Raw genomic sequence first — 19,647 nt, 5'->3', positions numbered from 1 at the left:
CGCTTATCGTTCCCGCAGTTTGGCAGGATGCAACAGGGCGTTAGACCGGTTCAGATTCTTCGATCGCCTGAACTGCTTCGATCAGCGATCGGATTTCGGTTACGCCTTCAGATGGCTCAAAGCCAAGAGGAAACTTGCCGCGTGCCAGCATTCGTAGTCCCAGCGGTCCCAGACTCAGAATGCCTCGCCAGTCACGGAGGGAATTGCCCACGACTCGTATGCCAAATTTGCGCTCGTCAATCCAGCCGCCTTCTTTCACCAGCTCCACCAGCACTTTGCGATGGCGCACCGGGCGACCCGCTTGATCATCCTGGCGATCGAGGATTTCCTGTTTAATTTTGCCGATTTGATCCATCGGAGCGACTTCCATTGGACAAACCGAGTTGCAGTAATAGCAGCGTGTGCAGCCCCATGCGCCCTTTGTGCCTTCGCTGTATTGCTCGATTCGCTCCTCGGTGCGGCTGTCTCTAGAATCTGCTAAGGTCCGGTATGCCTTCGCCAGGGCATGGGGTCCAACAAATTCAGGATTGACCTCACGCGCATTGCATTCGGAATAGCAGGCTCCGCACAGAATGCAGTTGCCCACCTGATTGAGCCGATCGCGCTCTTCTGGCGTTTGCAAAAATTCTCGCTCTGGAACTGCCCGCGCCTCGGTGCTGACGTAGGGATCGACTGCTTGCAGGTTATCCCAGAAACTCTTCATATCCACCACCAGATCTTTGACTACGGGCATATTGCCCATCGGGGCGATCGTGAAGACCGGAATCTCTGAAGTTGAGCTATGCGATAAGCCATTACCTTCAGGATGTTCAGCATGACTGGCGGCAATTGCCTGAAGTCGCGCCGCCTCGCTGCCCACGTTCTCTTTGCAGGCAAGCGCAGAACGTCCGTTAATCCGCATTGAGCAGCTTCCACAAATGGTATTGCGGCAATTTTTGCGGAATGCCAGTGTGCCATCCTGCTCCCATTTGATTCGATTTAAGCAGTCCAAAATTGTGTTTCCCGGCTCGACATCCAGCTCATAGGTTTGGATCTGCGGGAGACTATCAGAGGTTTGCCGAACTACTTTAAAAATAACTTGCATATAAATATCGATCGAATTCGCCATCCACTCTCCCAGTCTAAGCCGTTTTTTTCAGTTGTTGGGTATTGCTGCAGGATTCCAGGTGATTCGTTTGCTGCGATTCCTACTGCCACAAATTCGGCAAGAAAAAAGTAGGCTTTGGTTGAGAATAACAAAGTTTTTTAACTGAGGCTTGTACTGCAACCTCTGTTGAGTCTTTGAGTGGGATTTGTTGCCGCTGAGGGCGATCGTGAGCAATAAACTCTAAAAAACGTATTGTGAAGACCGATTGTCGATCGGGATGACCGGAACAATCAGACGGCAAACAGAATAATCCTGATAGGGTCGAAGTCCTTTGCTTTCGCTATTGATTAACAGAGCGATTCATTGCACCTGAGTTGCCAAAGCAAATATTTTTAACGATCTCTTCAATTCAGGTTTAGAGCAAATAAAGCTTCAGTCAATCCTGGAATTTGAAGCGACAATGCGAACCAGTTTTTCCTGAGAGATTGATGATCCGACGGGGGAATTTTAGCGTTATATTCGTTATAGATGAAGGTAAATTACCTTCGCAGATAGCAGATTTGGTAGCAGGTTTCTGCCCTGGAAATTGCAAGGAAGTTTGGGAAGAGCAATGAACGATATTTCACCGACCCCCCTAACCGGAAAAGCCCTACTTCAAAAAGTAAAAGAACTTTCACACTTGCCCCGTCGGGAAAAGGCAAAACGATGCGGCTACTACACGGTCGGCAGAAATAGCCAAACGCGGGTCAATCTGGCTGATTTTTTTGAGGCTTTGCTGGAAGCGAAAGGAACCACGCTCGATGCAGAAGGCACAAAAGATGGACGCGGTCGAGAGCCAACTTATCGTGTGAGTGTGCATAAAAATGGTCAGATCGTGATTGGCTCGACCTATACGGAAAAGATGGGATTGAAGCCTGGGGACGAGTTTGAAATCAAGCTAGGCTATAAGCACATTCATCTGATTCAGGTAAGCAGTGCAGACGAAGATTCTGAGGATGAGGAATAAAGAGGAGTAACTCAGTAAGACGATCGATTACCCCCGGCGGGAACTGCTTCGCATCGGCTTAGGAGAAACTCTTTTTGTGGTTCGTCCCCGATTTCAAATCTTTGTCTGAAACGTCCTTGATTCTATCCCTTAATAGCTGCTTGCTCTTAGCTCAATCCTTTTGGCTCAATGCGATCGCAGTTTTGCGAGTATTGGTGTTTTTTGTGCTTTGGCTAGTTTGCTGGCTGCCGATCGCCCTCCCGATCGCCAAAGCTGTGAAATGGCGATTTCCTCAGCCCATTTCTCCAGCTCAAAAACTGCCGCTGCTTGCCTCGCTTTATGCGTTAGCTCCACTTGTTTTGTGGGGAATTGTTGCGCTTGAAGGAAAAGGATTTAAAGATTATGGCTTGCCCTGGCAGAGCGATTTGCTGCGATCGTTTGGCGGAGGATTAGCGTTTGGTAGTCTAGGCTTGCTCAGCCTGTTTCTGCTGGAGTGGCGATTGGGCTGGGTAAAACGGCAACTGCCTCCCACTGAGTCTTCATTAGCAACAGAATCAACGGAAACGATTACGGCTCAATCTCCCGTTCCAGTTCTCCCAACCCTGCTCACCACCTTGCTGATTGGAACCTGGATTAGCCTGACCGAGGAACTCATTTTTCGCGGATTTCTGCTGACGACGCTGCAAAGTGATTTTGTGCCTTGGGTCGCAGCAACGATTGCCAGCTTAATTTTCGCCGTGCTGCATCTTGTCTGGGAAGGCAAAGAGAACCTGCCCCAGCTCCCTGGACTCTTTTTGATGGGACTGGTGCTAGTGCTGGCGCGATCGGTCGATCGGGGCAATCTGGGGCTTGCCTGGGGACTCCATGCGGGCTGGATTTGGGTCATGGCAAGCCTGGACACGCTGGGAGCGATTCACTATCAAGGCCGGGTCGGTGAATGGGCGACGGGCATTGGCAATAAACCGCTGGCAGGTGCGATGGGGCTGCTATTCCTGCTGGCGACAGGCGGAATTTTAGGCTTGGCGTTCTAGCGTCAGCAGCGTGACAGGATTAAGCGGTGTGAATCGGGTCAGGTCTGCGATGGGAGTCGATCGCGCCAGATTGATTTGCAGCAGTCGATGATTCCAGCCTGTTTGCTCCTGAAGCCAGAACAGCGATCGGGTCAGATTTTCCAGCGTCGCCATTGCCAGCACGATCGTTCCATTTGGAGCAAGCCGTTGACTGCACTGATGCAAAATTTCTGCAAGCTGACCGCTGCTACCACCAATGAACACGCGATCGGGCGCGGGTAGTTCTTCCAGCCGATCGGGGGCTTTGGCATGAACGGGAATGACTTTAACGCCAAATCGGGCTGCGTTTTGCTCGATCAGGTTAATTCCGGCGGCAGTTTGCTCGATCGCATAAACCTGACTATCGGGATAAAGCCGCGCCATTTCGATCGCAACGGAGCCTGTGCCTGCACCAATATCCCAAATGACGGAACGCTTAGACGGAGGCAGACTCAATTCTCCCAGGATGAGGATTCTGACTTCGCGCTTAGTCATCAATCCCGGACGATCGGAAAAGCTGAGAAACAGATGATCCGGCAGGCCGAAAGCAGGCAGGGTTGCCAGATCCGGCGAGTCAGCCTCAGACGATCGATGCAGAATCACTACATTTAAAGAGGCAAACGATCGATCGTGCAGTTCTTCAGGCGAAAAGCAATTGACCTGTTCATCCGTCCCGCCCAGATTTTCACATACCCAGACTTGGTAGGCGAGCGGTAAATCAAGCCCCTGTACATGCCGCGCAATCGCAGCAGGCGTATTCGTGGAATCGGTGAGTACGGCGATCGTTTCAGTTCCCTGTTGCAGTACCCGCGTCAGCTCCTCTAGCGAGCGACCGTGGGCACTAATTAGCGCAGCCCCCTGCCAAGGCAGTTTCACCCGGCTAAAGGCAAGCTGAACCGAACTGAGATGGGGATGAAACATGAGGCGATCGGGCGGCAATTCTGCTAGCAGCAGCCGACCCAAGCCAAAAAAGAGCGGATCACCAGAAGTTAAAACAACCGTGCCGGATTCCTCCTGCGGGTTTAAATCCTGATTTAATCGATCGCGAATCGCTTGAATTGCCGTACGAAAATTACCTAGCACGAGGCGATCGGCAGGATGATCCGCAAAATAATCGAGATGACGAGCACTGCCAACCAGCAGTGTGGCGCGATCGACCACTTGGCGTACCGATTCCGCCAGCCCAGATGTGCCATCCAGACCAATTCCGACAACGTGAATCATTGAATTGTCTCAGAGCATTCTCTTGGGTCAAACGGTCGGCATATCAAACAGCACCGTGGTCATGTATCGCTCTGCCCAGGCTTCTCCAAAGGCTTTTTCCAGGACGCGGCGGGTTTTATCGTTTTGCTGCTGCTGGGTGCAGTAATGGCGTTGTCCTGCCATAATTTCGTCGCGGCGATCGGGGGTGGGCTGCGTTGCGGTTGCCTGCTGACAGTGAATTTTGAGGAAGTCTGTCACCCGTGCAAGAAACTGCGCTTCTTCGGCTTCATTGACCGGACGAATCAGCAAACAGAACTCAGAAAAAATCGTGCCCCACTCCGGCAAACCGCGAGACTGGGAAAACTCAAGCGTCGGTAGAGCAGCGAGATTGGTTTGATAGTTTTCCGGCAGCGATCGATTGGTTCCCACTGGCGACAGATCGGCAATCGCCATACTGATTTGTCCCCGTCCGCTCACCAAGTCGCAGCCAAACATCGGTAGGGCATATTCCGGGCGCGGAAACATAACGCAGTGCAAAATATCGAGCGAGTTACCGATTTTTGCTAGTTCCATGTGCAGCTTCCGGAACTGCGGCGTTTGATAGCAGCGATTCTCGATCGTCAGCTTTTCACCTTCTAGTCGTCCCTCCACATAGCCTAAATCTTCGGGCAAATGATAGGGCGACAAATCCAGGAATTGCTGCCAGGTTGAATCGATCGCATCGGCAAGATGACGAATGAGCGAATGCTGCTGCTCACGGATTGAAACGGCGGAGGAAGACATAGAAAATTGCAGGTTGTATTAATACATGAATTCAAAAGTGAACCCCTTCGGGCGGCTTTCAAACGCCAATTTCTCAGCATATCGCAGAAGCGATTTATCCCCCTGAATTGATATGAATTTACAACAGAGCGCATTTTCTCACAGAAGATTCTTCCAGCCCCAAAGCAGGATTCGATCGCCCTACAGCAAACCAGTCAATTAAACCAGGCAATTAGGCAGGCTCTAAATTAAGAGTATATTCAGAGAAATTACACTTACAGCCAGTATCAGGGAATGCTATGGCGGATCAGATTCTAGGCGACCGATACGAAGTCGAACAGCAGCTAGGCGAAAAATCGGGGCGACGGACACTGCTCGCGCAGGATTTGCAGACCCAAACTCCTGTAATTCTGAAGCTGATTGTTCGGGATGCAGAGGTGCTGAGCAGCGATCTGACTCTGTTTCAGCATGAAATTGAGGTACTGAAGACTCTGAACCATCCGGCAACCTCGCACTATTTCGGTTCCTTCGAAATTGAGTTACTTGAAGAAGGAAAAGCCTTTGTGCTGGTGCGGAGCTACGTCGAAGGAACCTCGCTTTTTCAATATCTTCAGCAGGGCATCCGCCTGACCGAAGCCGAAGCGCAGCAGCTTGGAAAAGCAGTTTTGGAGATTTTGTGCGATCTGCATCAGCATCAGCCGCCCATTATTCATCGCGGTATCAACCCCGGTAATATTCTGCTGGCTAGCCCGCCGCAGACAATGATCGATCGCGTTTCTCTGGTCGATTTTGGCTTGATTAAATCACTTAGTCCCTACGATGAAACAACGGCGAGTATGGTAGGAACCGATGGCTACACGCCGCCTGAGCAAATGGGCAGAAGGGCAGTGCAAGCCTCTGACTTATACAGTCTGGGAATCACCCTGATCACGGCAATGACCAGTATCGACCCGGTTGAACTGCCGCGAAACGGGATGCGAATTGATATTGCGAAAGTATTAAGTGGTCATCCCAAATTCCTAGAGTGGCTCCAGAACATGACCGCACCCGAACTGAGCGATCGATTTCCTGCCGTAGAAGCCGCCCTTGCTGCCCTCTAGCCGATAGCCTGAGCAAATGCCGATTTTCTGCCAATCTGACCCAATCTAACAAGGGGCATCAAGCCCTATAGTGATGGAAAGGACTCGTAACGAGGTAACTTCATGTTCGGTTTAGGTTGGCCCGAAGTGGGCATTATTGCGATCGCCGCCGTTTTAATTTTTGGACCTAAGAAAATTCCTGAATTGGGCAGTGCCTTAGGGAAAACGCTGCGTGGCTTTAAGGAAGAAGTGAAAAAGCCGTCGGAGGAGACTGAAATTCAGGATCTCGATGCGGAATAAGTTCGCCTTTCCTGAGAAAACGAACCCGATTAAAACAATTCAAGACACCAAAAAACGGATGGGATGATTCCTACCCGTTGCGGTCGCTTTATTTTCTACACTTAGTTTCCTGCGAAGCAAAGAAAGGGAAAAGATTTAGAAAGTCTGAGGTAAGTTGCAAGGCGATTGAGATTTCCCTAAATCTCCCTTCTCAAAAGAGTGTCTAGACGTGCTATTGCTTGTTGACTGCAGACTGAACATAGGTTGCCGAAATTGGCGTAGTGACGATCGAACTGGGCACTGCTGGAGCAGATTGCTTCGGAACCGTCATTTCTGCCTGGGGATGACGACTTTGAATCAGGTTGATAGCACGACTGACACTTTCCGGCAGAATCACCACCAGCGCACCGTCGGTCGCCTGACTCAAGGCAGTTTCTAGTGCCTCTGATTCTTTCAGAATGATGTTGTAGGGAACTGACCGCCCTGCGGACTGAATTCCCTGCACGATCAGGGCTGCCACTTCACCCTCCGATCGTCCCCGGCGATCCTCATCTTCTTTAACAATAATGCGATCGAACATTCCGGCAGAAAGTTTGCCTAGCAGAACGAAGTCTTCATTGCGACGATCGCCTGGTGCACCCACGACTCCAACTTTTTCGCCTGACCAGTTGCGAACAAAGCCACCCAACGCCTCGTAGCTGTGGGGATTGTGGGCATAGTCCACCATTGCGTGAAACTTGCCCAGATTAAAGAGGTTCATTCGTCCGGGGGTTTGGCTTGCCGATGCCTTGAAGCTGAGCAGAGCTGCCCGCAGGTGCTCGATCCGAATGCCGTGAGCAAATGCCGCTAAACTTGCCGCGAGTGCATTGGCAATCATGAACGGCGCACGTCCGCCCATTGTTAGCGGCACATTCACCGCCTGCTCGATTCGCAGCGTCCAGTCACCCTTCAAAATCGACAGATAGCCGTTTTCATAAACTGCCGCCAAGCCACCCTGCTGCGTGTGCGTTTGAATCAGCTCGTTATCAGGATTCATCGAGAAATAGGCAACCTGTGCCTTTACCCGCGCCGCCATTTCCGCCACCCGCGGATCATCTGCGTTTAGAATCGCGTATCCATTGGGACGGGCAGTTTCTGGCAGCACGCTCTTGAGATGTGCCAGGTCGCCTACGGTTTCGATATCACCAATGCCCAGGTGATCGGCTGCTACATTCAGCACGACTGCAATATCACACTCGCTAAAGCCCAGACCCGATCGCAGCATCCCGCCCCGCGCCGTTTCCAGTACTGCCACCTCAACCGTGGGATCTTGCAAAATCACCTGGGCACTTTGCGGTCCCGTGGTGTCGCCCTGCTCAACCAGATAATCGCCGATGTAAATGCCGTCGGTTGTCGTATAACCCACCATCTGCCCGGTTTGCCGCACGATATGGGCCAGTAATCGAGTCGTGGTTGTTTTGCCGTTTGTACCTGTGACTGCCAGAATCGGAATCCGAGAAGGGGTTCCCGGCGGAAACAGCATATCCAGCACAGGCTCAGCCACATTGCGCGGAATTCCCTCACTGGGGCAGAAGTGCATCCGAAAACCGGGAGCTGCATTCACTTCGACAATCACGCCATCCATTTCGCGCAGCGGACGGGAGATATCCGACGTAACCACATCGATTCCGGCAATATCCAGCCCGATAATTTTGGCAACGCGCTGAGCAATCCAGACGTTTTCGGGGTGGATTTCATCGGTCCGATCGATCGCAATGCCGCCTGTACTCAAGTTTGCCGTTGCTCGCAAATAGCAGATTTCGTTTCCAGGCAAGACTGTATCCAGATCATAGCCCTGTCGCTCTAGCAGTTCCCAGGAGGTGCGATCAAGTTCGATGCGGGTCAGGATGTTGTCGTGCCCCACGCCGCGCCGGGGATCGCGATTGGTTGCTTCGATCAGTTCGGCGATCGTCGATTGACCGTCTCCTACTACGTGTGCCGGAACCCGCTCCGCAACTGCGACAACTCTGCCATTCACCACCAGGACTCGATGGTCACGCCCGACATAGTACCGCTCCACAATCACGCCTTTGGCAACCGCTTTAGCAGCGTCATAGGCTTCTTCCGCCAACTGCCAGTCCGTGATGTTGATCGTAATACCGCGCCCGTGGTTGCCGTCTAGAGGCTTGATCACGATCGGGAAGCCGCCCACATCCTCGATCGCCTGCTCCAGCTCATCCAGATAGTAAATTACCGTACCGCGAGGGACAGGCACCCCCGCATCGCGCAAAATCTGCTTTGTGCCTTCCTTATCGGACGCTAGCTCAACGCCCAAAATTCCAGTCTGGCTGCTGAGGGTTGCCTGAATTCGCTTTTGGTGCGCCCCGTAACCAAACTGAATCATGGCTCTCGTATTAAGCGACAGCCAAGGAATACCTCTTGCCTCGGCTTCTCGCACAATATTTTCCGTACTGGGACCGAGAGAAGCCTGAGTCGCAAAATCACGCAGGTCGGCGATATCCTGTTCCAGCTCTTCTTGCGGATAATGCCCGCTGCTGATAATGCTTTGACAGAGCCGTAGGGCTGCCCTTGCTGCATAGCGACCCGCCTGCTCATCGACATATTCAAACACGACCTGGTACACCCCTGGTGTTGCTGTTTCGCGGGTGCGTCCAAAGCCAACAGGCATGCATGCAAGCGTCTGCAATTCCAGGGCGATGTGCTCAATGATATGCCCCATCATTGTGCCTTCCTGCACCCGGCTTAAAAAGCCACCGCGACAGCCTGGAGAACAAAAATGCTCGACCAGACTGGGTAAAGCAGCAACCAAGCCTTCATAAAATCCAGGAATTTGATTCGATGGAGTTTCTGCCAGCTCCTCAAGATCAAGACGGACAACAATGAGCTTTTTATAACGAATACTCCAGTAGTTAGGACCGCGAAGCGTCTGGGTTTTGAGGATCTTCATAACTGGCTGATGTCAATAAAATTTGGGGCGGGTGATGCAGATCTAGTCTTGTGCCTTAAGGAGCGGTAAAATGTCCACGCTGAACATTTTGATTGATCTAGCTGGTCTATCTAGCTGGTCTATTTAATGGATTAACAAGATTCAGTTTTAATCAGCAGTGTAACGATTTAATGTTGTCTTTATCACAAGATATTTTTCAAGCTACCTTGAATACGCTTTAAATTCACTCCTTCGGGGGTTGCATTCCAATCTTTATTAGTTCCCAAAGATTGTCTTTGGATGTAGAAGAACAAGGGTAAAAAGCTCTGCAACCTGCCCGATCGCGTTTACAAGTCCTCTAGCGACCTGAGGAGACAACCTGCCGCTTGTAGATATCAAATCGATCACCGTGCGTGAGAATGTGGAGCCGCAGATTATGAATACTAATTGGCTCTGTATCAGTCACATGGGCATAGTTTGTGTGGGATACCTGGCCCGGATCAACCACTGTAACGGCTCCCTTACCAATTACCTGAAAAACGCCATCCTGTTCAAACATGGCGCAGGTGTCTTCATCGATGCCAATACCAAGCTTGTCAGTGTGGGCAGCAACGGCACTCAGGAGCCGTCCCATGCGATTGCGGTTATGAAAGTGCTGATCGACCAGAACTTCTGGAATAATGCCCAGCCCGATCGTCATATCAACCAGGGAGTGATTGGGCGATTCACCACTGCCGCCACCTGCGATCATCTGCTGCCCCATGACTGCCGCGCCTGCACTGGTTCCGGCAAGGGTAATTTCGCCGAGCTGTGCCCGCATTCGCACCCGCTCCATAATTAGCGTGTCTGACAGCAGTTCACAAAGGCGAAGCTGGTCGCCGCCCGTCATGAAAACACCCGTACAGTCCTCAACGTATGCCTGCCAGCTTGGATTGGCTGCGTTGTCTCGATCGCGAATGTCAATCACCTCGATCGCCTTGGCGCCCATTTCCTCAAAAATTTCGTGATAGCGACTGCCGATCGCCGCTGGCTCTCGCGACGCACACGGAATAATCGCAATCTTGGCATTCGTGCCGCCAGAGCGTTGAAAAAACGTTTGCAGGATTTGTCGTCCGTGAATTTTGTCTTCTGCTCCGCCAATCACCATCACGGCGGTTGTGTTCTTCGACTGAGGCATCCTTGGTCGCAGGAGTTGAGGGTTTAATTGCAGCATCTTATCGCTTCTGGACATCCAGTAGGTCAATCGATCCAGTAAGTTGACGAACGAGATGCTGGGCTGATTCATCCGGGTTGACTGCTCATTTAAACCAGCTCTGGATTCGAGCTTTAGCTTCCAGAGGCGATAGGCGACAATTCGCTAAATGATTTTTAAACGGTCGGATACAAACGCTTTGAATGCTCTCAATCAAAAAACTACTGGGCTGGGCGAACAATATTTTAATTTAGTATTTCACATTCTTGAACAAATCACTGGCATCCCCAATGGCTTTTATCGAAACTCTCAATCGCACTCTATTACCGCTTTCCTGATTAGCAGCGGCTTAAGCCGAAGCTTGCCTACGCTAGAAGTTCACAGGCCCATGACACAGACCTATGACAAACTTATAATTACAGCACAATTATTGAGATTCTTTAAGAAAATGCTTGAGGAATCATCGCTGTGCTCTGAACCGCTCCCCTACCATCCAGCCATGCTCACCCAACCTACCCCCGAACCTACCTGGCTCACGATCGCCCGTCTCCTGCGCTGGGACAAACCCACCGGACGCCTAATTTTGATGATTCCTGCGCTGTGGGCAGTGGTGCTGGCATCCCAGGGAAAACCTCCTCTGCTGCTGCTGGCGGTGATCGTCATTGGTTCTCTGGCAACCAGCGCGGCAGGCTGTGTGGTGAATGACCTATGGGATCGGGACATCGACCCGCAGGTGAACCGGACGCGCAATCGTCCCCTGGCATCCCGTGCTCTTTCAGTAAATACCGGAATTGGGGTGGCGATCGTCTCTTTTGCCTGTGCCTGGGGTGCCGCGGCTTACCTGAATCGGTTTAGCTTCTGGCTATGCGTGGCGGCGATCCCGGTGATTGTGTTGTATCCCCTGGCAAAGCGAGTTTTTCCGGTGCCGCAGTTGGTGCTGTCGCTGGCGTGGGGGTTTGCGGTGCTGATTAGCTGGAGTGCCGTGACCGCAAGTTTGCAGCCTGTTACCTGGCTTCTTTGGGCGGCGACCGTTCTTTGGACCCTCGGTTTCGACACCGTTTATGCCCTTGCCGATCGCGAAGACGACGAACGCATTGGGGTGAACTCCAGTGCCCGCTTTTTTGGAAAATATGCGCCGCTTACGATCGGGCTATTTTTTGCTGGTACTGTGGTCTGTTTGGCGGCTCTAGGAATTTTGCTGAATCTGAATTTTGGGTTTTGGGTAAGTCTGGCGATCAGCTGTGGGGGGTGGTTCTGGCATTACTGGCAGTTGCGTCAGCCGTCGATCGATCCCAGTGTTTATGGTCAGATTTTTCGGCAGAATGTCTGGTTGGGGTTTGTGCTGCTGGCGGGAATGGAGTTGGGAATTTTGAGGTAGAGCGGTGGATAAGTGGATGGGTAGAGGGGGAATGAGTGAGGGTTTGACTTTGAGAGTTTGACTTTAAAGAATCGCGAATCTGGCGGTTGCTTCCTAAGTGGGCGAGTTAGCCTTTAAAGCAGAGAGAGCGGTAAATTGACTCAGCGATAGGAGGAGGCTTCGATGAGGCAGCCATTTCAGGATCGCAGAGAGGCCGGACAGCAGCTTGCTACCCAGCTTACAGACTATGCAGATCGCCTGGATGTGATTGTGCTGGGGTTGCCGAGAGGTGGCGTTCCAATCGCCTATGAGATTTCGGCTACGCTGCACGTCCCGCTCGATGTTTGCTTGGTGCGGAAGCTTGGGGTTCCCGGACAGAAAGAGTTGGCAATGGGGGCAATTGCTCCTGGAGATGTCATGGTCTTGAATCGGGACGTGATTCGCTCGCTGCAGATTACTCAAGCCGCTTTAGATACTGTGACCGCTGAGGAACAGCAGGAATTAAACCGTCGCGATCGAGCTTATCGGGGCGATCGAGCCTTTCCTGATCTGCGGAAGCACACTGTGATTCTGGTCGATGACGGGATTGCGACAGGTTCGACCATTCGCGCTGCTATTGCTACGATTCGGGCGGCTGAGGCTCAAGCAATTGTGGTGGCTGTACCGATCGCACCCGCTGAGGTTGTAAAAAGTTTGGCGGCGATCGTTGATCGGGTAGTTTGTCTCTTAATGCCAGAGCCGCTTCATTCGATCGGGCAGTGGTACGAGAATTTTGATCAGACTTCGGATGAGGAAGTGCGGGATTTGTTGAGGCGGGGGAACGCGGTTTCCTCAGCGGGGTGAGGGAGTTGGGGGATGGAAGAGATGGGGGGATGAGGCAGGAAGGGAGAATTTTTGAAAGTAGTTGAAAGTATTTTTATTGAGTGTCTTCTGATTCGAAATAAAGGTTAAAGGATGCCCGATCGCTCCAATGAAGTGCGTTAGACTACAGCAGATCATAAAAGTGAAGCTCCTGTAAGAGTTCTTACTTCTACACAGAACCCTACAGGTCTTTTCAAGTTTGGCGTAATAGAAATTAGGTAAACCTATGTCAGAATTTCAAGATTTTTTGAAGCGAAGATTTGCCTACGTTGCGATTGGCGAATTTAAACCCGGTAAATTTGACGAAGCCTGTAGCCTCTATGAAGAGGCAGTTTCAACCTACGGACAAGGATTTGAAGGAACATTCTTGTTGCAGGAGCCGGGAACCGATCGCGGCATTTCAATTATTTTCTGGGATAGCCCTGCTGATATGGAAGCGAATCGATCGCAAGAGCATGAAGCAATTCTCAAAAAGATGAAGCCGCTATTTGCAAAACCACCAGAGGTCACTTTTTATGAAGTGGTTTGTGATGTGCAGCCATCGGAGAATGGGAGAGTGGAAGCGTAGCAGGAGAGGAGTGGATAGGTTAATGGATGGAGGAGAGGTTTAAGCCAGCGTGACGGCTTGAGTGTATGCCTTGATCAGCCGATCGCCGATCGCTTTCCATTCATAAGTTGTCTGAGCATGGGCTTGAGCATTTTGTCCGCGCCGCTGCCGTTCTGTCTGATTTTGAAGAGCTGATCGCAGTTGATCAGTCAAGCTGGAAACTTCGCAGGTGGCAATCCAGCCGGACTCGCTTTGCTGAATCTCTTGCCAGATGTGAACGCGATCGGAGATAACGACGGGAACGCCTGCTGCCATTGCTTCGGCGACGGCGATGCCAAAGTTTTCGTAATAAGAAGGCAGCACAAATAAATCTGCCGATCGCAGCAGTGCCCACTTTGCCGGACCGGAGACAAAGCCGCTTAGGGTGATTCGGGAGGCAAGGCAGGAAGTTTGAAAGCGATCAAGAATTGATTTTTCGTAGTCTGGGTCTTGTGGGTTGGTTCCGGCGATCGTCAGGTGAAACGGAATTTCTTCGGCAGCAAGCTGTTCTAAAGCAGGCAGCAGGAGCTCTAAGCCTTTTTTGCGATCGATCCGCGACAGAAACAGGAGATGAGGCACAGTTGATTGGGTGATGGGTGGCAGGGCGGACGGCAAATCAACGCCGAGGGGAATTACCCAGTCGCGAGTGACGGCTCCAAACCGCTCAGAAATTTTTGCTTCTTGAGTGCTGGTAAAGTGAACGGCGGCGGCATGGCTCAGGTTAGGGCGTTCGAGCAGCGTGCCATAAAGCTGTTTTAGCCAGCGTTTTTTCTGAAGATCAGCTGGGTCGAGCGTGCCCAAAGGACGCATTACATAAGGAAGTTTTTTGAGCCGGGCGATCGTTGCAGCCGCCGTGCTGACAGGAGAAAACAAGGCGTGAATGTGCGCCAGGTCAAACTCCTGGGCATGGTCTGCTAGCCAGTGCAGCAGGTCAACCGAAAACTTGTAGCGGCGAAACGGGGCACAGGGAAAGTAAAGAATGCGGTAGCCGTCTTGAAAAACGGGTTTTCCGAGGGGAACATCTAAAGCAGGCTGACCGCGATCGCCATTTGCAGCCGTAGTGAGAATCGTTACTTCTACGCCCTGCATTGCCAACGCTTTTGCCAGTCCCAGTACCATCTGGCTCGGACCGCCGTAAACCAGCGAGAGAGCAGGCACGATCTGAAGAATTCTGAGAGAAGACATGGCTGGTACAGGGGAGAAGTGAATAAATTTTTAAGACTTCTGAGTTAATGCTTGTGAGGGAGGTGAAACGCCGGGGTTGTAATTAGCGTAGAGATAGCAATCAAAAGAACTCAATTACTCGCGTCATCATGGTTCCCGTAGAAATAATCGACTTTGGCAGCCGCAAACGTCAGCAGTTTCATGGATATGACCTGCGTGGGGCAGAGATTTTTTCGGATTTAGTGGCAGGCGTAATGAGCCACACCACGCACGAGAGAATTGGGCGGGTTCGCGATGTCTTGTGCAGCCACGATGGTCGTCCGCAGTATGTAGTGGTTGACCTGGAACTGGCAGGCTGGGGGCGCGTTGTGCTGCTGCCTGCAAGACGAGCTTACATTCATCCCCATTCGCGGAAACTGTTTGCATCAGGACTGACCAGAGCACAGGTCGAACAAATGCCGGAATACCGGATTGAGTTTGTTGAATCTTATAATTAGCGGCTATTCCAGTTGCCGATAGAACGCAAGCTGCTGTTTTGCGAGCGCCAGATTGGTGTAGTGCAACATCGCCCGATCGTATCCCTTCTGAGCCAGCGATCGCGTCAGTTCCGGCTGAGCCATGAGCTGCGTTAACCGATCGCGCAGTGCCGCAGCATCGCCTTCGGGAAACGTCAGTCCGCTATCGTCAATCACATAAGGAATTTCGCCAGAGTCGGAGCCGATCACCGGAACCCGACAAGCCATTGCCTCGATCAAAACGTGCCCGAACTGCTCTTTCCAACCCGCAGAAGTCAGGGTCTTAAAATCTTGCGAAGTTTCCGAGGGCAAAACCAGCGTGTGCATGAGATTGAGATAGTTTGGGATCTCGGCATGGGGAACGCTTTCAACCCAGATCAAGCGATCGGCAATTCCCGCTTTTTGAGCCTTTTCCTGAAGCGTCGGTCGCAGGTCTCCCCGTCCCACCAGTAGCCATTTCCAGTTAAATTCGGGGTGAATTTCCGCTAGCGCATCGCACAGGGTCAGCAGTCCTTTTTCCGGAACAAACCGCCCTACGTAGCCCACCACAAACTGATCGGGCTGAATGCCGAGCTGGGCTGCAAGTTGGTGCTGGGGCTGGGGACAAAATCGCGCTTCGTCTACCCCAAGCTGAGGCATCACCTGAATTTTGCCCTCATAACCGTGGTGCCGCAGAATTTCCGCACCGTCCTGATTTCCCGAAATAATGCCGCTGGTATAGCGCAAATTAAACTGCTCTAGCCACGATACCGGGGGTTTTAACTTGTAGGGCAAATTCCACCAGGTAAAAAACAGCAGTTTGGCGTTGAGCTTCAGCAGCCGATTCAGCACAATGAGCTGGGCGTATGCAAGCGATCGCGACCCCTGCTCAACCTGAATCACCTGGGGACGAAACTGTTGCAGCAGCGTGACTAGCTCCGCACCAAAACAAAGCAATCCCTGATGGTTTTCGCTCCAGTTAGAAACGGGCACAACGCGAAACGATCCTTCCTGCCAACTGCGAGGTTCGATCGTTCCTTTTTGTACGCCTCCCGGTCGCCAGCGTTTTGGTACGACGACGACGACCTCGGTTCCCGGCTCTAGCTGTGCAAGCGATCGAAGTTTCTCGCAGTTGAGATCGACGATGTAGGTATGGCTCACCACCAGAATTCGCAGGGGTTTTGTTGGCGGATCGAGTTTGTCTTGTTGGGTGTAGACCTGACCCGCATCCCATAAACCGCGAACCTGAGTCATCAGCGCATCCAGCAAGCCGATGCCATAGAAAATTCCCCGCGTCAAAACCTTAATCGGAGAGCCGCTTTTGTAGCAGGGCGGATGCCCCAAAACGTGGCAGTCAAACAAACTTGCTGCCAAACGACAAGCTTGCCAGGGAGTGAGATTTTTTAATGCCATCAAGAAATGATTGTGATAGAAGCTGATTTGATACTGAAGCGATCGCGTGCTGATGTCATGACAGCCGCCTGATTCCTCGCCCAAATGAACGAGATGCGCGTCTGGGTCGTACCAAATGATCATTCCTGTTTTGCGAATGTGCAAACAAAAGTCCGATTCCTCTCGCACTGCACTGCCGCGAAACCGCTCATCAAACCAGATGTCGTGCTGCGTAAACAGCGTCTTGCGAAACGACATATTGCAGCCCCGCGCTGTCAACACCTGCTGCGGTTTGACCGTATGCACCAGGTCGATGTGATACCAGGCAATTCCCGCATCCATCGCTTCTGGTGGCAAATCTTCGATCGCATATCCCGGTTCTGTGCCTGCCAGCTTCATGCGATCGAATACTCGTCCTGCCACGGCTCCCACTTCTGGGCGATCGTAGTTTCGGGCATGGGCTGCCAGAAATCCGGGCGGCAACTGCACATCGTCATCCAGAAACAGCACAATCTCCCCAACCGATCGCCGCACCCCATAGTTTCGCGCCCCCGGCAAACTTGCCCAGTTCACCCGCAGCCAGCGTATTTTGCCGACCGCATCCATTTCCTGCAAATATGCCTCGGTGTCGGGCTGATGCTGTCGTGTTTGGTCCACGACCAGCACTTCAAAGTAAGGATAGTCTTGCTGAAGCACTGAGGCGATCGACTCACAGAGAATCGTTTCGCGTTCGTAGGTTGGAATAATGATTGAGATGAGAGGAAAAGACATGGAAGGAGATAGAAAGGGACAAAGGAAAATGAACGCGTTAAAGAATAGGACGGGGACAGTTTGGCGATCGGAATTTGGTTTGGTTAGGGCAATTTAGGCTGCCTGACAGACGGTTCCATATACTCCAAACCAGGAAGTAAATCCAAACCATGAAGTAAACGGTTTAAAGTTCCCTAACATAGCGGAACTAAGGGGGCGGTTCAGACGATAATTGGGCTTGTTTAAACCTCCGCTTAGACCTCGATCGCTCGCGGCTTGATGACGGTTGACCTCGCGGACTTGAGGGAGAGCGGTTGCCCTTTCGGGATAATCGACCTGTGCCTTTGCCTGTAATTTTTCCTTTAAAGGCAGCTTGAGGCGTGATCAATTCCTGTTCTGCTTCTCGCCGCGCCAGCTTTTCGATCTCTGGCAGTTTTAGAATTACGCCCGCAAAAAACCAGTAATAAACTGCAACCGGGTCAACATCGAGCGGATAGTAGTAGGTGTTGTAGCTGATGAATAGAATAAATAGCCAGAAAGCTGCACCGTAGCCCCGCAGGGATGGATCGCGCACCGATCGATATGCCCTGAAGCAAAGAACCGTTAGCGTTGTAACCATTGCTAAAAATGCCAGCGTTCCCCACGGACCGATCTCGTAGAGCATCTTGGGGTAATAGGTTTCTACCAGCGCGGTTTTTCCCAGGGCACGGGCAGAGTTGGTGGCGCGTCCTAACCCGTTGCCCAGGAGAAGATTGTCATCGAGTGCCCAGTGAAACTGCTCCAGGATAAAGGCATAGGGCGGCGAAGCATTCCATCGGCTAACGAAGCTGTTTATCCGCTCCTGAACGGTTGCCATGTTATTGAGAGCCCCTGCCGTCAGCGTAATTCCCAGCACCACGGCAACAGGAACAAATCGCTTCAGGTTCACAACCTGTCCGGTGAAGACTAGCAGCAGCGCAATCGCGATCGGCACGAGGGCAAGGGCAATTCGCTGTCCAGACACGACCGCCATCACAAAAATTAGCCCCAGCCCGATATAGCCTGCAATCCGCCAGAAAAACTTCGGCTCGTTAAACGCAGTTGGAAAGACAAGAAAGCTGTTTGCAATCAAAAACCAGCCCCACTGCCAGGGAGCCACAAACGTTCCGGGTAGCCGAATCATGTCCTGCTGCGGACTGTAGACCAGCGCGCCACCCACAAAGCAGCGTGCCTCCAGCGTTGCCTTAAACAAATCTTCGCCTACCGCAAACCGGGTTCCTTCGCAGCGTCCCGTTAACAGCAGCAGATATTGCACCATGCCCAGAATGCAGCAGACGATCGCCAGAACGGTCATTAGCCGAGTGAAAAACAGTAGCTCTGCTTTGCTGCGGAGCAGATAGTAAGCGCAGACGATAAGCGGAACATAGCCCAGCATCACCTTCAAGCCCAAAATGCCCATTGCGATCGGCTTTTCGCCTGGTTTGCCAAAAAACTGCTGATAGCCATTTACCCCTAACAGGGTCACCATACAAAAAAACAGCAAAATCCCCAGCGTAGGCATGAGTGCTTTGGGAATCAGCAGCGGCAGTTTTTGTTGTTTGCAGTACTGCACAATGCCATACAGCCCCGGCAGGTAAAGTCCATCTTTGGCAAGCTGAAGCAAAGGACTATTGCCGATCGCATAGGTGATTGTGCCGCCAAAGGGCAGATAGATAATAAATCCCCAGAGGGCAAGTTTTGGATACTTAAAACTAAACGCCAGCATCAGAACCCCGCCGACGGCTGCGATCGCAATTTTGATGCCGCCCACGATCGCCAGAGGCGCGCCCACCATTACCGTAAAAAAGACCGCAAACAGCGTAAAGTTGGTGATTTCCTTTCGCAGCCGCGCCGCTTTTCGCTTTTGAGCCAGTCGTTCTTTCAGGCTCGGAGCCGCCGAACTGGGAGCAATGCTTTCTGCATTCGAGGTCTGTGGCTTTGGAGCCTGCCGCGTTTTCAGTACCATCCGAGGGGCAATCGAACTACGCCTTAGTTATTCCCCTAGAAGACACGACGGTAACGAGCGGATAAAAGTGAATCTCTCCAAGGGCAACCCCTACGAAAGCTCAGGCTTCAAAAAATCAGCAACCTCTTCTCATTCGGGTGACTGCTGCACGGTGAGCCGTTCCCCTGGTAGCCATACAATAAAGCTGTCCTTTAATTAACGCCTAACGCCACTCGCTCTTTACTAAAGCCAGGATTCCAGTCTTCATTATCTAACGATCGTCTGATCGTCCTGCACGGTGAGGCATTAGATCTCGATCGCTCCCTTGGCGGAAGTGCTCTGGAGTGCAGCTATTAGGGTGAGTTATCCTATCGATCGCGCATGAAAATGCATTGATTTTCTCGATTCTATTGATGCTGATGCGGAAATTTTAGAAATTCGATCATCTGTTCAGAAAGCTGCGAAGCAACCGCACAATTGTCCTGCAATATCTTCAGATGCAGGAATTTAAGAAAAGT

The 19,647-nt window shown here is 51.7% G+C and carries 16 protein-coding genes and 1 pseudogene; 8 read left to right on the top strand and 9 right to left on the bottom strand.

The features are described from left to right. Positions 1 to 40: 40 nt before the first annotated feature. Positions 41 to 1,084, bottom strand: a complete 1,044-nt coding sequence (locus NDA02_RS03995; protein WP_190794342.1) for a succinate dehydrogenase/fumarate reductase iron-sulfur subunit — start codon at positions 1,082 to 1,084, stop codon at positions 41 to 43. A gap of 613 nt (positions 1,085 to 1,697) precedes the next feature. On the opposite strand from NDA02_RS03995, the gene NDA02_RS03990 reads away from it, so the two are divergent. Together NDA02_RS03990 and NDA02_RS03985 are read left to right on the top strand one after the other, a co-directional pair. Next, positions 1,698 to 2,093: an AbrB family transcriptional regulator gene (locus NDA02_RS03990; protein WP_190794333.1), complete on the top strand. Its 396-nt coding sequence runs from the start codon at positions 1,698 to 1,700 to the stop codon at positions 2,091 to 2,093. A 140-nt stretch (positions 2,094 to 2,233) separates the two neighbouring features. Next, positions 2,234 to 3,103 (top strand): CPBP family intramembrane glutamic endopeptidase, encoded by an 870-nt coding sequence (locus tag NDA02_RS03985; RefSeq protein ID WP_242067574.1) that lies wholly within the window; start codon positions 2,234 to 2,236, stop codon positions 3,101 to 3,103. Here the strand turns inward: NDA02_RS03985 and cbiE are convergent. Beyond that, positions 3,086 to 4,345, bottom strand: a complete 1,260-nt coding sequence (gene cbiE, locus NDA02_RS03980) for a precorrin-6y C5,15-methyltransferase (decarboxylating) subunit CbiE (protein ID WP_190794335.1) — start codon at positions 4,343 to 4,345, stop codon at positions 3,086 to 3,088. The two genes, NDA02_RS03985 and cbiE, sit on opposite strands and share 18 nt — an antisense overlap. 27 nt (positions 4,346 to 4,372) lie before the next feature. Next, complete coding sequence (locus NDA02_RS03975) at positions 4,373 to 5,107, bottom strand: phycocyanobilin:ferredoxin oxidoreductase (protein WP_190794336.1); 735 nt, start codon at positions 5,105 to 5,107, stop codon at positions 4,373 to 4,375. 278 nt (positions 5,108 to 5,385) lie between these two features. Between NDA02_RS03975 and NDA02_RS03970 the strand changes: the two genes are divergently transcribed. Both NDA02_RS03970 and tatA read left to right on the top strand, forming a co-directional pair. Continuing rightward, on the top strand, positions 5,386 to 6,186 hold the full coding sequence (locus tag NDA02_RS03970) for a serine/threonine-protein kinase (RefSeq protein WP_190794337.1): 801 nt from the start codon (positions 5,386 to 5,388) through the stop codon (positions 6,184 to 6,186). A gap of 102 nt (positions 6,187 to 6,288) precedes the next feature. After that, entirely contained in the window at positions 6,289 to 6,465 is a 177-nt protein-coding gene (tatA, locus tag NDA02_RS03965) for a twin-arginine translocase TatA/TatE family subunit (RefSeq protein ID WP_190794338.1), read from the top strand. Positions 6,466 to 6,676: 211 nt separating this feature from the next. Here the strand turns inward: tatA and cphA are convergent, their stop codons facing one another. Continuing rightward, positions 6,677 to 9,391 (bottom strand): cyanophycin synthetase, encoded by a 2,715-nt coding sequence (cphA, locus tag NDA02_RS03960; protein WP_190794339.1) that lies wholly within the window; start codon positions 9,389 to 9,391, stop codon positions 6,677 to 6,679. A 337-nt stretch (positions 9,392 to 9,728) separates the two neighbouring features. Continuing rightward, positions 9,729 to 10,583 (bottom strand): cyanophycinase, encoded by an 855-nt coding sequence (locus NDA02_RS03955; RefSeq protein WP_190794340.1) that lies wholly within the window; start codon positions 10,581 to 10,583, stop codon positions 9,729 to 9,731. Positions 10,584 to 11,061: 478 nt separating this feature from the next. On the opposite strand from NDA02_RS03955, the gene NDA02_RS03950 reads away from it, so the two are divergent. From NDA02_RS03950 to NDA02_RS03940, 3 genes are all read left to right on the top strand, one after another. Beyond that, on the top strand, positions 11,062 to 11,940 hold the full coding sequence (locus tag NDA02_RS03950; RefSeq protein ID WP_348254441.1) for a 4-hydroxybenzoate solanesyltransferase: 879 nt from the start codon (positions 11,062 to 11,064) through the stop codon (positions 11,938 to 11,940). A gap of 162 nt (positions 11,941 to 12,102) precedes the next feature. After that, positions 12,103 to 12,762 (top strand): phosphoribosyltransferase, encoded by a 660-nt coding sequence (locus NDA02_RS03945; protein WP_348248424.1) that lies wholly within the window; start codon positions 12,103 to 12,105, stop codon positions 12,760 to 12,762. A 244-nt stretch (positions 12,763 to 13,006) separates the two neighbouring features. Beyond that, positions 13,007 to 13,348, top strand: coding sequence for an antibiotic biosynthesis monooxygenase (locus tag NDA02_RS03940; protein ID WP_190794137.1), 342 nt, complete (start codon positions 13,007 to 13,009; stop codon positions 13,346 to 13,348). A gap of 39 nt (positions 13,349 to 13,387) precedes the next feature. Here NDA02_RS03940 and hpsP read toward each other — a convergent pair whose 3' ends face one another. Then, the gene (hpsP, locus tag NDA02_RS03935; protein ID WP_190794138.1) at positions 13,388 to 14,551 is read right to left on the bottom strand and encodes a hormogonium polysaccharide biosynthesis glycosyltransferase HpsP; all 1,164 of its coding nucleotides are present in this window, start codon (positions 14,549 to 14,551) and stop codon (positions 13,388 to 13,390) included. A 128-nt stretch (positions 14,552 to 14,679) separates the two neighbouring features. Here hpsP and NDA02_RS03930 point away from each other — a divergent pair, with 128 nt between their 5' ends. Then, positions 14,680 to 15,027 (top strand): PRC-barrel domain-containing protein, encoded by a 348-nt coding sequence (locus NDA02_RS03930; protein ID WP_190794139.1) that lies wholly within the window; start codon positions 14,680 to 14,682, stop codon positions 15,025 to 15,027. Positions 15,028 to 15,030: 3 nt separating this feature from the next. Here NDA02_RS03930 and hpsO read toward each other — a convergent pair whose 3' ends face one another. The 3 genes and pseudogenes from hpsO to hpsL all read right to left on the bottom strand — a co-directional run bounded on the left by hpsO (position 15,031) and on the right by hpsL (position 19,150). Beyond that, positions 15,031 to 16,200 (bottom strand): hormogonium polysaccharide biosynthesis glycosyltransferase HpsO, encoded by a 1,170-nt coding sequence (gene hpsO, locus NDA02_RS03925; RefSeq protein ID WP_348254573.1) that lies wholly within the window; start codon positions 16,198 to 16,200, stop codon positions 15,031 to 15,033. A gap of 21 nt (positions 16,201 to 16,221) precedes the next feature. Next, positions 16,222 to 17,187 (bottom strand): annotated as a pseudogene (gene hpsN, locus NDA02_RS03920) (hormogonium polysaccharide biosynthesis glycosyltransferase HpsN); the annotation flags it as partial. A 187-nt stretch (positions 17,188 to 17,374) separates the two neighbouring features. Continuing rightward, positions 17,375 to 19,150 carry a hormogonium polysaccharide biosynthesis protein HpsL gene (gene hpsL / locus NDA02_RS03915; protein ID WP_190794140.1) on the bottom strand — a complete coding sequence of 592 codons (1,776 nt, stop codon included), beginning with the start codon at positions 19,148 to 19,150 and terminating at the stop codon, positions 17,375 to 17,377. Between the last annotated feature and the right edge of the window lie 497 nt (positions 19,151 to 19,647).

Origin of the sequence: Leptolyngbya sp. ST-U4, from assembly GCF_039962215.1 — a bacterium.
Classification (GTDB): domain Bacteria; phylum Cyanobacteriota; class Cyanobacteriia; order Elainellales; family Elainellaceae; genus Leptolyngbya_A.
The sequence above is the reverse complement of the archived record's forward strand: the minus strand, read 5'-3'. Positions and strand labels throughout refer to the sequence as shown.